We start from the raw sequence: 12,219 nt of genomic DNA on the forward strand, positions 1-12,219 counted from the left end.
CACCAGGATCACGCCCAACCAGCTCACCTACCTGATGACCCTGTGCGGCGTGCTGGCCGCCCCGGCCCTGCTGGTGCCGGGGATCTGGGGCGCCGTCCTCGGCGTGGTGATGGTCCAGCTGTACCTGCTGCTGGACTGCGTCGACGGCGAGATCGCGCGCTGGAAGAAGCAGTACTCGCTCGGCGGGGTCTACCTCGACCGGGTCGGCGCCTACCTCACCGACGCCGCCGTCCTGGTCGGGCTCGGCCTGCGCGCCGCCGACCTGTGGGGGAGCGGGCGCATCGACTGGCTGTGGGCCTTCCTCGGCACCCTGGCGGCCCTCGGCGCGATCCTGATCAAGGCCGAGACCGACCTGGTGGGCGTCGCCCGGCACCAGGCCGGTCTGCCGCCGGTGAAGGAGGCCGCCTCCGAGCCGCGCTCCTCGGGCATGGCGCTCGCCCGCAGGGCCGCCGCCGCGCTGAAGTTCCACCGGCTGATCCTCGGCATCGAGGCGTCCCTGCTGATCCTGGTCCTCGCGATCGCCGACCAGGCCCGAGGCGACCTGTTCTTCACGCGTCTGGGCACCGCCGTGCTCGCCGCGATCGCGCTGCTGCAGACGCTGCTGCACCTGGTCTCCGTCCTCGCCTCGAGCAGGCTGCGATGAGCGGGGCCCCGCGGGTCGGCGCGGTGATCATCACCATGGGCAACCGCCCCGACGAGCTGCGCGCCCTGCTCGACTCGGTCGCGGGGCAGGAGGGCGACCCGGTCGAGGTGGTCGTCGTCGGCAACGGCTCGCCCGTGCCGGACGTCCCCGAGGGCGTGCGGACGGTCGAGCTGCCCGAGAACCTCGGCATCCCCGGCGGGCGCAACGCCGGGATCGAGGCCTTCGGCCCCGGCGGCCGGGACGCCGACATCCTGCTCTTCCTCGACGACGACGGCCTGCTCGCCCGCAAGGACACCGCCGAGCTGTGCCGGCAGGCCTTCGCGGCCGACGACCGGCTCGGCATCATCAGCTTCCGCATCGCCGACCCGGAAACCGGCGTCACCCAGCGCCGCCATGTGCCGCGGCTGCGCGCCTCCGACCCGATGCGCTCCTCCCGGGTCACCACCTTCCTCGGCGGCGCCAACGCCGTCCGTACGAAGGTCTTCGCCGAAGTCGGCGGGCTGCCGGACGAATTCTTCTACGCACACGAGGAAACCGATCTGGCATGGCGGGCCCTCGACGCGGGCTGGATGATCGACTACCGGTCCGACATGGTGCTGTACCACCCCACGACCGCGCCCTCTCGGCACGCGGTCTACCACCGCATGGTCGCCCGCAACCGGGTCTGGCTGGCCCGCCGCAACCTCCCCGCGCCGCTGGTGCCCGTCTACCTGGGGGTATGGCTGCTGCTCACGCTCGCCCGGCGCCCCTCGGGCCCGGCTCTGAAGGCCTGGTTCGGCGGCTTCCGGGAGGGCTGGACCACCCCGTGCGGACCGCGCCGGCCCATGCGGTGGCGGACGGTGTGGCGGCTCACCCGGCTGGGCCGGCCGCCGGTGATCTGACAAGCTCGTTTCCTGGGAGCACCGGGCCGCGCCCGGCCCGCGCCCGCGTGACGCCCGTGGAACCGCACGGGCCGCGCATCTCGAAGACGAAAGTATCCACTTGTGAGTGAGACAACGCATGACGGCGGCGTCGCCCTCGGGGCGGCCCCGTCGCCCGACGAGGGCCTCACCGCGGCCGAGCTCGCCGCGAAGTACGGGCTGTCCGTCAGTGGCGCCCGGCCGGCGCTCATGGAGTACGTCCGCCAGCTCTGGGGCCGGCGCCACTTCATCCTCGCCTTCTCCCAGGCGAAGCTGACCGCCCAGTACAGCCAGGCCAAGCTCGGCCAGCTCTGGCAGGTGGCCACCCCGCTGCTGAACGCGGCCGTGTACTACTTCATCTTCGGCGTGCTGCTCAAGGCCAGCCGCGGCCTGGACCGGTCCACGTACATCCCGTTCCTGGTGACCGGCGTGTTCGTGTTCACCTTCACCCAGAGCTCGGTCATGGCCGGTGTGCGGGCGATCTCCGGGAACCTGGGCCTGGTGCGCGCGCTGCACTTCCCGCGCGCCTCGCTGCCGATCTCCTTCGCGCTCCAGCAGCTCCAACAGCTGCTGTTCTCGATGATCGTGGTGTTCGTCGTGACGATCGCCTTCGGCAGCTACCCGGGCCTGTCCTGGCTGCTGATCGTCCCGGCGCTGGTGCTCCAGTTCATGTTCAACACCGGACTGGCGATGATCCTGGCCCGGATGGGCGCCAAGACCCCCGACCTCGCCCAGCTCATGCCGTTCATCCTGCGTACCTGGATGTACGCCTCGGGCGTGATGTTCTCCATCAGCGGCATGCTCGCCGGCAAGCCCGAGTGGTTCATCCGTCTGATGCAGGCCAACCCCGCCGCCGTCTACATGGACCTCATCCGCTTCGCGCTGATCGACGGCTACGGCGCCTCCCACCTGCCGCCGCACGTCTGGGCGCTCGCCCTGTTCTGGGCGGTGGCCGTCTTCGCGGGCGGCTTCGTGTACTTCTGGAAGGCGGAGGAGAGGTACGGCCGTGGCTGAGCAGAACACCGCCCAGGGCGCCGCGCGTGCCGGGGAGCGGGTCCCCACCGTCATCGCGGACGAGCTGCACATCGTCTACCGGGTCAACGGCGCCAAGTCCGGCAAGGGCAGCGCCACCGCCGCCCTCAGCCGCATCGTCGGGCGCGGCAAGGACGACGCCAAGCGGGGCGTGCGCAAGGTGCACGCGGTGCGCGGCGTGTCCTTCGTCGCCTACCGAGGCGAGGCCATCGGCCTGATCGGCTCCAACGGCTCGGGCAAGTCCACCCTGCTGCGCGCCATCGCCGGCCTGCTGCCCGCCGAGAAGGGCAAGGTCTACACCGACGGCCAGCCCTCCCTGCTGGGCGTCAACGCGGCCCTGATGAACGACCTGACGGGCGAGCGCAACGTCATCCTCGGCGGCCTGGCGATGGGCATGTCGCGCGAGGAGATCAAGTCGCGCTACGAGGAGATCGTCGACTTCTCCGGCATCAACGAGAAGGGCGACTTCATCACGTTGCCGATGCGCACGTATTCCTCCGGCATGGCGGCCCGGCTGCGGTTCTCCATCGCGGCCGCCAAGGACCACGACGTGCTGATGATCGACGAGGCGCTGGCCACCGGCGACCGCAAGTTCCAGAAGCGCTCCGAGGACCGCATCCGGGAGCTGCGCAAGGAGGCCGGCACCGTCTTCCTCGTCAGCCACAACAACAAGTCGATCCGTGACACATGTGACCGGGTGTTGTGGCTGGAACGCGGGGAACTCCGCATGGACGGGCCCACCGAAGAGGTGCTCAAGGAGTACGAGAAGTTCACGGGCAAGTAGCCGTCCTCGGCCCGGGCCCCGCCGGAACTGCTTCCGGCGGGGCCCGCGTCTGCAAAGGAAAGGTCAACTCCCGCCGGGCGAAGGAATCTTGACACCAATCGGTGTGTTGTTGTGATGTGCAGAACACCCCCCACCGAGCTCGGTGCGTTGTACAACGTAAGCTGTACCGGTCCCGGAAAGCGGCAAGTGGGGAGATAATGCGCGACACCCTGCGCCAGGGCCGCCCCGCGAACGGCCGGGCGGCGTGTCCGAAATAGTGTGTGTTGGGTCGGCAGTGTAGAACGGGAGATGTGACGGCAATGGCTACGGAAACTCCCCAGCTCAACGCAGCATGTGCCGTCCCCGCCCCAGGCAGCGGACGATGACGCGGACGGACACGGCGCAGGATCCGGAACGCGCCACCCTCGACAAGGCCGCGGGCGAGAACTTCCCCGTGGCACCGTTCTTCCTGCCCCGGGCGTGGCGCACCGACCTCATGGCGGTCTACGGCTTCGCCCGCCTCGTCGACGACATCGGCGACGGCGACCTGGCCCCGGGCGGCGCGGACGCCCGGCTGCTCGGCGTGCCGGCCGGCGAGGCCGAGGACCGCCTGGTCCTCCTGGACGCCTTCGAGGCCGATCTGCGCCGGGTGTTCGACGGCACGCCCGGCCACCCCCTGCTGCGCCGGCTCCAGCCCACCGTGCGCCGCCACCGGCTCACCCCCGAGCCCTTCCTCGGCCTGATCGCCGCCAACCGCCAGGACCAGCTCGTCACCCGGTACGAGACCTACGACGACCTCCTCGCCTACTGCGAACTGTCCGCCAACCCCGTCGGCCGCCTCGTCCTCGCCGTCACCGGCACCTCGACCCCCGAGCGGATCCGCCGCTCCGACGCCGTCTGCACCGCCCTGCAGATCGTCGAGCACCTCCAGGACGTCGCCGAGGACCTCGGACGCGACCGTGTCTACCTGCCCGCCCAGGACATGAAACGCTTTCACGTCCAGGAGGCGGATCTCGCCGAACCCACCGCCGGCGCGTCGGTGCGCGCGCTGGTCGCTTACGAAGCGGAACGCGCGCGCGTTCTGCTGAATGAAGGCGCCCCCCTGGTGGGTAGCGTCCACGGCAGGCTGAGGCTGCTGCTCGCGGGGTTCGTGGCGGGGGGAAGGGCGGCGATCGGCGCGATCGCCGCCGCCGATTACGACGTACTTCCCGGCCCGCCCAAGCCCGGCAAGGTCCAGTTGCTGCGTGAGGTGGGCGTGACCCTGCGAGGAGAGGGGTGATCCGGGCCGTGGAGTCGGAAGAGCACGTGTCCGCACCGGTACTCGCCGCCTACAGCTACTGCGAGGCCGTCACCTCGGGCCAGGCCCGCAACTTCGCCTACGGCATCAGGCTGCTGCCCGCCCCCAAGCGCCGGGCGATGTCCGCGCTGTACGCCTTCTCCCGGCGTGTCGACGACATCGGCGACGGCGCGCTGGCGGACGAGGCCAAGGCCGCCCGGCTGGACGACACCCGGGCGCTGCTCGGGAGGATCCGCGACGGCGCCGTCGCGGAGGACGACACCGACCCGGTCGCGGTCGCCCTCACCCACGCCGCCCGCGCCTTCCCGATCCCGCTCGGCGGCCTGGACGAGCTGATCGACGGCGTCCTCGCGGACGTGCGCGGCGAGACCTACGAGACCTGGGACGACCTGAAGGTCTACTGCCGGTGTGTCGCGGGGGCCATCGGACGGCTCTCGCTCGGCGTGTTCGGCACCGAACCCGGCGCGCGCGGCGCCGAACGCGCCCCCGAGTACGCCGACACGCTGGGCCTCGCGCTCCAGCTCACCAACATCCTCAGGGACGTCCGCGAGGACGCCGAGGGTGGCCGCACCTATCTGCCCGCCGACGACCTCGCCAAGTTCGGCTGCTCGGCCGGATTCCACGGGCCCACACCGCCGGAGGGCTCCGACTTCGCGGGCCTGGTGCACTTCGAGGTGCGCAGGGCCCGCACCCTGTTCGCCGAGGGCTACCGGCTGCTGCCCATGCTGGACCGCCGCAGCGGCGCCTGCGTGGCCGCCATGGCCGGCATCTACCGCCGCCTGCTCGACCGCATCGAACGCGACCCGGAGGCCGTGCTGCGCGGCCGGGTCTCGCTGCCCGGACGTGAGAAGGCGTACGTCGCCGTGCGCGGACTGTCGGGGCTGGACACCCGGCACGTGACCCGGCGGACCGTCAGGAGGCGCGCCTGATGGACCATCCAGTCACGTCGGACGCCGCCGAAGGGAAACGGCGGGCAACCCTCCGCTGCCGTACGGCGTCCCTGACGGCAACGGCCGGCCGCGGCGCACCCGCCCACCGCGGCGGGCGCACAGGGGAGGGCGCACCATGACGGACGGCACACACTCCGAGAAGCCGCTCGCCGACCCCCCGCGACCGCACCGAGGCACCGGCCCGGGGCGGCACGCCGTCGTGGTCGGCGGCGGACTCGCCGGGCTGACCAGCGCGCTCGCCCTCGCCGACGCCGGGGTCCGGGTCACCCTGCTGGAGGGGCGGCCGCGCCTCGGCGGACTCGCCTTCTCCTTCCAGCGCGGCGACCTGACCGTCGACAACGGCCAGCACGTGTACCTGCGCTGCTGCACCGCCTACCGCTGGTTCCTCGACCGCATCGGCGGGGCCGCGCTGGCGCCCCTGCAGAACCGCCTCGACGTGCCCGTACTCGACGTGGACAAGCCCGAGGGACGGCGGCTCGGCAGACTGCGGCGCGACCCGCTGCCCGTACCCCTGCACCTCGGGCGCAGCCTGGCGACCTATCCGCACCTCTCGCTCGCCGAGCGGGCCGCCGTGGGCCGGGCCGCGCTCGCGCTGAAGGGCCTCGACCTCGCCGATCCCTCCCTGGACGCGCAGGACTTCGGCAGCTGGCTGACCGCGCACGGTCAGTCGGCGCGTGCCGTCGAGGCCCTGTGGGACCTGGTCGGGGTCGCCACCCTCAACGCGGTCGCCTCCGACGCCTCGCTGGGGCTCGCCGCGATGGTGTTCAAGACCGGTCTGCTGTCCGACCCGGGAGCGGCCGACATCGGCTGGGCCCGCGTCCCGCTGGGCGAACTGCACGACCGGCTGGCCCGCAGGGCGCTCGACTCCGCGGGCGTGCGTACCGAGGTCCGTACACGCGTCACCTCCGTCTCCACAAACGAAAACGGCGGCTGGAGCGTTCAGGTTCCCGGCGAGAGCATCCAAGCCGACGCCGTCGTCCTCGCCGTACCCCAGCGCGAGGCCCACGACCTGCTCCCGGCCGGCGCCCTGGACGACCCCGGGCGGCTGCTGGACATCGGCACCGCGCCCATCCTCAACATCCACGTCGTCTACGACCGCGAGGTCCTCGCCCGGCCCTTCTTCGCCGCCCTGGGCACCCCCGTGCAGTGGGTCTTCGACCGCACCGCCGCCTCCGGACTGAGGCACGGTCAGTACCTGGCCCTGTCCCAGTCGGTGGCCCAGGACGAGATCGACACGCCCGTCGCCGAACTGCGCGAGCGCTATCTGCCGGAACTGGCGCGACTGCTGCCCCGTACCCGCGGCGCCGAGGTGACGGACTTCTTCGTGACCCGGGAGCGCACGGCCACGTTCGCCCCCACCCCCGGCGTCGGTCGGCTGCGGCCCGGCGCCCGCACCAAGGCACCCGGCCTGTACCTGGCCGGAGCGTGGACCGCCACCGGGTGGCCCGCGACCATGGAGAGTGCGGTCCGCAGCGGTGTCAGCGCGGCCGACGCCGCCCTCGGCGCCCTCGGCCGGCCCCGCCCCAGCCGCCTGTTCGCCTCCGAGGAGGCGGCGGCATGACGCTCGATCAGCAGCCGGCGGCAGGCCCCCGCACCCCCGGCACCGCGACAAGAGGAGAGACTGTGCCCACTGTGCCCCCGGCTTCGAGCCCCGCTCGAGGGACCGCGGTGGACGTGACCGCGCTGCTGGAGCGCGGCCGGACCCTGGCCACGCCCGTCCTGCGGGCGGCCGTGGACCGCCTGGCCCCTCCCATGGACACCGTCGCCGCCTACCACTTCGGCTGGATCGACGCCGCGGGCAACCCGGCGCACGGCGACGGCGGCAAGGCCGTCCGCCCCGCCCTGGCCGTCCTCTCCGCCGAGGTCACCGGCGCCGCCCCCGAGGCCGGGGTGCCCGGCGCGGTCGCCGTGGAACTGGTCCACAACTTCTCCCTGCTGCACGACGACCTGATGGACGGCGACGAGCAGCGCCGGCACCGCGACACCGTCTGGAAGGTGCACGGCCCCGCCCAGGCCATCCTGGTCGGCGACGCACTGTTCGCCTTGGCCAACGAGGTCCTCCTCGAACTCGGCACGGTCGAGGCCGGCCGCGCCGCCCGCCGCCTGACCACCGCCACCCGCGCCCTGATCGACGGTCAGGCGCAGGACATCTCCTACGAGCACCGCGACCGGGTCACCGTCGAGGAGTGCCTGGAGATGGAGGGCAACAAGACCGGCGCCCTGCTCGCCTGCGCCTGCTCCATCGGCGCCGTCCTCGGCGGCGCCGACGACCGCACGGCCGACACCCTGGAGAAGTACGGCTACCACCTCGGCCTCGCCTTCCAGGCCGTCGACGACCTCCTCGGCATCTGGGGCGACCCGGAGGCCACCGGCAAGCAGACCTGGAGCGATCTGCGCCAGCGCAAGAAGTCACTGCCGGTCGTGGCCGCGCTCGCCGCGGGCGGAGACGCCTCCGAGCGGCTCGGCGAGATCCTCGCCGCCGACGCCAAGAGCAGCGACTTCGAGAACTTCTCCGAGGAGGAGTTCGCGGCCCGCGCCGCCCTCATCGAGGAGGCGGGGGGCCGCGAGTGGACGGCCCAGGAGGCGCGCCGTCAGCACACCATCGCCATCGAAGCCCTTGACGCCGTGGACATGCCCGAGCAGGTGCGGGCCGCGTTCACGGCGCTCGCCGACTTCGTCGTCGTACGAAAGAGATGATCGCCATCGCCCGAAACAGCCTCGCGTAGTCGCCGGCCGGCGCCCTGAGGTTTCAGGCACCGGCCGACGGCGGACCCACAGCAGCACGACTCGCACGACTGCACGAAGGGGAAGCCATGACAGCGACGACCGACGGAAGCACCGGGGCCACCATGCCGCCCCGCGCTGCCGCGGCCAGCGAAACCGTACTCACCACCCCCGTGGCGGCCGGGGTACAAGAAGCCGCCGCACACGCCGTCCGGCGCGCCACCGACTTCCTCCTGTCGCAGCAGGACGCCGAGGGCTGGTGGAAGGGCGACCTCGAGACCAACGTCACGATGGACGCCGAGGACCTGCTGCTGCGCCAGTTCCTCGGCATCCCCGACGAGGACACCACCCGCGCCGCCGCCCTCTTCATCCGCGGCGAGCAGCGCGAGGACGGCACCTGGGCCACCTTCTACGGCGGCCCCGGCGAACTGTCCACCACCATCGAGGCCTACGTCGCCCTCCGCCTGGCCGGCGACGCGCCCGACGCCCCCCACATGGCGAAGGCCTCCGCCTGGGTCCGCGCCCGGGGCGGCATCGCCGCCTCGCGTGTCTTCACCCGCATCTGGCTGGCCCTGTTCGGCTGGTGGAAGTGGGAGGACCTGCCCGAACTCCCGCCCGAGCTGATCTGGTTCCCCACCTGGCTGCCGCTCAACATCTACGACTTCGGCTGCTGGGCACGGCAGACCATCGTGCCCCTCACCATCGTCTCCGCCAAGCGCCCGGTGCGCCCCGCGCCCTTCCCGCTGGACGAACTGCACACCGATCCCGCCGACCCCAACCCCGCCAGGCCCCTGGCCCCGGCCGCCACCTGGGACGGCGCCTTCCAGCGCATCGACAAGGCCCTGCACGCCTACCGCAAGGTCGCCCCCAAGCGGATGCGCCGGGCCGCGATGCACACCGCCACCCGCTGGATCATCGAACGCCAGGAGAACGACGGGTGCTGGGGCGGCATCCAGCCCCCGGCCGTCTACTCCGTCATCGCCCTGCACCTGATGGGCTACGACCTCAACCACCCGGTGATGCGAGCGGGCCTGGAGTCGCTGGACCGTTTCGCCGTACGGCGCGAGGACGGCGCCCGGATGATCGAGGCCTGCCAGTCGCCGGTCTGGGACACCTGCCTGGCCACCATCGCGCTCGCCGACGCCGGGCTGCCCGCCGACCACCCGCAACTGGTCAAGGCCGCCGACTGGATGCTCGGCGAACAGATCGTGCGCCCCGGCGACTGGTCGGTGCGCCGGCCCGGACTGCCGCCCGGCGGCTGGGCGTTCGAGTTCCACAACGACAACTACCCCGACATCGACGACACCGCCGAGGTCGTCCTCGCCCTGCGCCGGGTCAGGCACCACGACCCCGAGCGGGTGGACAAGGCCATCGGGCGCGGCGTCCGCTGGAACTTCGGCATGCAGTCGAGGAACGGCGCGTGGGGCGCCTTCGACGTCGACAACACCAGCCCCTTCCCCAACCGGCTGCCGTTCTGCGACTTCGGCGAGGTCATCGACCCGCCGTCGGCCGACGTCACCGCGCACGTCGTGGAGATGCTCGCGGTCGAGGGCTACTCCCACGACCCGCGCACCCGGCGCGGCATCGAGTGGCTGCTGGCCGAACAGGAGCCGGACGGCTCGTGGTTCGGCCGCTGGGGCGTCAACTACCTCTACGGCACCGGGTCCGTCGTCCCCGCCCTGACCGCCGCCGGCCTGCCCGGCTCCCACCCGGCGATCCGCCGGGCGGTGGCCTGGCTGGAGAGCGTGCAGAACGACGACGGAGGCTGGGGCGAGGACCTGCGCTCCTACCACGACGCCAGGCAGTGGAGCGGCAAGGGTGCCTCCACCGCCTCGCAGACCGCGTGGGCGCTGATGGCGCTGCTCGCGGCGGGGGAGCGCGGCTCCAAGGCCGTCGAGCGCGGTGTGGAGTGGCTGGCGGCCACCCAGCGCGAGGACGGCTCCTGGGACGAGCCCTACTTCACCGGCACCGGCTTCCCCTGGGACTTCTCCATCAACTACCACCTCTACCGGCAGGTCTTCCCGCTCACCGCGCTCGGCCGCTATGTCCACGGCGAGCCGTTCGCCGACAAGGTACGCCAGGAACAGCCCCGCGCCGAGGCCAAGGGGAGCTGAATGAGCACTCAGCCCGCCCCGGCCCCGCTGCTGATCGCCTGCGCGCTCGGCATCGAGCACCTCGCCCTGCGCCTGGGCGACGGGAGCGGCGCGGGCGGGCCCGTGACCGTCGTCCGCACCGGCATGGGACCCCGGGCGGCCGAGCGGTCCGTCTCCCGGGCCCTGGCCACGCCGCCTCTCGAGGGCGCGGCCGTGCTCGCCACGGGCTTCTGCGCCGGACTGGCGCCGGGCATGCACCCCGGCGACCTGGTCGTCGCCGAGGAGACCCGCGACCCGCGCTCCACCGTCACCTGCGTCGGCACCGAACCGCTCGTCAAGGAGCTCGCCCGCACCCTTCCCGGGCGTACCGTCCACACCGGGCCGCTCACCGGCTCCGACCACGTCGTGCGCGGACCCGAGCGGTCCGAGCTGCGCGCCACCGGCGCCATCGCGGTCGACATGGAGTCGGCGGCCACGCTGCTGGCCGCCGTGCGCGCCGGCACGCGCCCGGTTGCGGCCGTCCGGGTGGTCGTGGACGCCCCGGAACACGAACTCGTCCGGATCGGCACAGTGCGCGGTGGAATATCGGCTTTCCGCGTTCTCCGCTCCGTTCTACCGACTTTCTTCGAATGGCACCGTAATGTGCTGCTCCCCAGGAGGTGAGCCAGATGGCCATGCCGCTGCGCCAGTCCATCAAGGTCGCTACATACTTGGCCGAACAGAAGCTGCGCCGGCGGGACAAGTTCCCGCTGATCGTGGAGCTGGAGCCGCTCTTCGCGTGCAACCTCGCGTGCGAGGGCTGCGGCAAGATCCAGCACCCGGCCGGGGTGCTCAAGCAGCGCATGCCGGTCGCGCAGGCGGTGGGAGCCGTGCTGGAGTCCGGGGCGCCCATGGTGTCCATCGCGGGCGGCGAGCCCCTGATGCACCCTCAGATCGACGAGATCGTGCGCCAGTTGGTGGCCCGCCGGAAGTTCGTCTTCCTGTGCACCAACGCCATGCTGCTGCGCAAGAAGATCGACAAGTTCAAGCCCTCGCCGTACTTCGCCTTCGCCGTGCACATCGACGGGCTGCGTGAGCGGCACGACGAGTCGGTGGCCAAGGAGGGCGTGTTCGACGAGGCGGTGGAGGCCATCAAGGAGGCCAAGCGGCGCGGATTCCGGGTCACCACCAACTCCACCTTCTTCAACACCGACACCCCGCAGACCGTCGTCGAGGTCCTCAACTACCTCAACGACGACCTCAAGGTCGACGAGATGATGATCTCGCCCGCCTACGCCTATGAGAAGGCGCCCGACCAGGAGCACTTCCTGGGCGTCGAGCAGACCCGCGAGCTGTTCAAGAAGGCCTTCGCGGGCGGCAACCGGCGCCGCTGGCGGCTCAACCACTCGCCCCTGTTCCTCGACTTCCTCGAGGGCAAGGTCGACTTCCCGTGCACCGCCTGGGCCATCCCCAACTACTCGCTCTTCGGCTGGCAGCGCCCCTGCTACCTGATGAGCGACGGCTACGTCCCGACCTACCGCGAGCTCATCGAGGACACCGACTGGGACAAGTACGGCCGCGGCAAGGACCCGCGCTGCGCCAACTGCATGGCGCACTGCGGCTACGAGCCCACCGCCGTGCTCGCCACCATGGGGTCCCTCAAGGAGTCCCTGCGCGCGATGCGCGAGACGGTCTCCGGAAGCCAGGGCTGACGTCATGACCGCCGTTCCCCTGGGCGTCCCCGAGGTACCGGCCCGGCCGATCGCCGAGCGCCGCAAGAGCCGGCAGATCCAGGTCGGGTCCGTGGCGGTGGGCGGGGACGCGCCGGTGTCGGTGCAG

Annotated in this window: 12 protein-coding genes and 1 pseudogene; all 13 read left to right on the forward strand. The window is 72.0% G+C overall.

The features are described from left to right. On the forward strand, positions 1–643 hold a 643-nt coding region (locus tag IE249_RS20175), incomplete at its 5' end, for a CDP-alcohol phosphatidyltransferase family protein (RefSeq protein WP_229858872.1). Continuing rightward, positions 640–1,524: a glycosyltransferase family 2 protein gene (locus IE249_RS20180; RefSeq protein ID WP_189706415.1), complete on the forward strand. Its 885-nt coding sequence runs from the start codon at positions 640–642 to the stop codon at positions 1,522–1,524. The genes IE249_RS20175 and IE249_RS20180, both read left to right, overlap by 4 nt. Before the next feature lie 102 nt (positions 1,525–1,626). Then, positions 1,627–2,556 carry an ABC transporter permease gene (locus IE249_RS20185; RefSeq protein WP_189706417.1) on the forward strand — a complete coding sequence of 310 codons (930 nt, stop codon included), beginning with the start codon at positions 1,627–1,629 and terminating at the stop codon, positions 2,554–2,556. Then, positions 2,549–3,358, forward strand: coding sequence for an ABC transporter ATP-binding protein (locus tag IE249_RS20190; protein ID WP_189706419.1), 810 nt, complete (start codon positions 2,549–2,551; stop codon positions 3,356–3,358). Before IE249_RS20185 ends, IE249_RS20190 begins: the two co-directional genes overlap by 8 nt. A gap of 361 nt (positions 3,359–3,719) precedes the next feature. Continuing rightward, positions 3,720–4,616, forward strand: a complete 897-nt coding sequence (hpnC, locus tag IE249_RS20195; RefSeq protein ID WP_189706421.1) for a squalene synthase HpnC — start codon at positions 3,720–3,722, stop codon at positions 4,614–4,616. After that, positions 4,613–5,563, forward strand: coding sequence for a presqualene diphosphate synthase HpnD (gene hpnD, locus IE249_RS20200; protein WP_189706423.1), 951 nt, complete (start codon positions 4,613–4,615; stop codon positions 5,561–5,563). The genes hpnC and hpnD overlap by 4 nt, the downstream gene beginning before the upstream one ends. Continuing rightward, entirely contained in the window at positions 5,563–5,703 is a 141-nt protein-coding gene (locus IE249_RS37945; RefSeq protein WP_229858873.1) for a DUF6380 family protein, read from the forward strand. The genes hpnD and IE249_RS37945 overlap by 1 nt, the downstream gene beginning before the upstream one ends. Beyond that, complete coding sequence (gene hpnE / locus IE249_RS20205; protein WP_189706425.1) at positions 5,700–7,145, forward strand: hydroxysqualene dehydroxylase HpnE; 1,446 nt, start codon at positions 5,700–5,702, stop codon at positions 7,143–7,145. The genes IE249_RS37945 and hpnE overlap by 4 nt, the downstream gene beginning before the upstream one ends. After that, positions 7,142–8,281 (forward strand): polyprenyl synthetase family protein, encoded by a 1,140-nt coding sequence (locus IE249_RS20210; protein ID WP_189706427.1) that lies wholly within the window; start codon positions 7,142–7,144, stop codon positions 8,279–8,281. Before hpnE ends, IE249_RS20210 begins: the two co-directional genes overlap by 4 nt. Before the next feature lie 116 nt (positions 8,282–8,397). Next, positions 8,398–10,422, forward strand: a complete 2,025-nt coding sequence (gene shc, locus IE249_RS20215) for a squalene--hopene cyclase (protein ID WP_189706429.1) — start codon at positions 8,398–8,400, stop codon at positions 10,420–10,422. Further along, entirely contained in the window at positions 10,423–11,064 is a 642-nt protein-coding gene (locus IE249_RS20220; RefSeq protein WP_189706431.1) for a phosphorylase family protein, read from the forward strand. It abuts the gene before it with no gap. Positions 11,065–11,069: 5 nt separating this feature from the next. Beyond that, the gene (hpnH, locus tag IE249_RS20225) at positions 11,070–12,092 is read left to right on the forward strand and encodes an adenosyl-hopene transferase HpnH (RefSeq protein ID WP_189706474.1); all 1,023 of its coding nucleotides are present in this window, start codon (positions 11,070–11,072) and stop codon (positions 12,090–12,092) included. A 4-nt stretch (positions 12,093–12,096) separates the two neighbouring features. After that, positions 12,097–12,219, forward strand: a pseudogene (locus IE249_RS20230) (flavodoxin-dependent (E)-4-hydroxy-3-methylbut-2-enyl-diphosphate synthase); the annotation flags it as partial.

The organism is Streptomyces anandii JCM 4720, from assembly GCF_014650655.1.
Lineage (GTDB): Bacteria > Actinomycetota > Actinomycetes > Streptomycetales > Streptomycetaceae > Streptomyces > Streptomyces anandii.

Bases quoted from the DNA above. Each gene is read 5' to 3' on its own strand.
- IE249_RS20180 (WP_189706415.1), top strand. From the start codon at position 640: ATGAGCGGGGCCCCGCGGGTCGGCGCGGTGATCATCACCATGGGCAAC.
- hpnC (WP_189706421.1), top strand. From the start codon at position 3,720: ATGACGCGGACGGACACGGCGCAGGATCCGGAACGCGCCACCCTCGAC.
- IE249_RS37945 (WP_229858873.1), top strand. From the start codon at position 5,563: ATGGACCATCCAGTCACGTCGGACGCCGCCGAAGGGAAACGGCGGGCA.
- hpnE (WP_189706425.1), top strand. From the start codon at position 5,700: ATGACGGACGGCACACACTCCGAGAAGCCGCTCGCCGACCCCCCGCGA.
- IE249_RS20210 (WP_189706427.1), top strand. From the start codon at position 7,142: ATGACGCTCGATCAGCAGCCGGCGGCAGGCCCCCGCACCCCCGGCACC.
- shc (WP_189706429.1), top strand. From the start codon at position 8,398: ATGACAGCGACGACCGACGGAAGCACCGGGGCCACCATGCCGCCCCGC.
- IE249_RS20220 (WP_189706431.1), top strand. From the start codon at position 10,423: ATGAGCACTCAGCCCGCCCCGGCCCCGCTGCTGATCGCCTGCGCGCTC.
- hpnH (WP_189706474.1), top strand. From the start codon at position 11,070: ATGGCCATGCCGCTGCGCCAGTCCATCAAGGTCGCTACATACTTGGCC.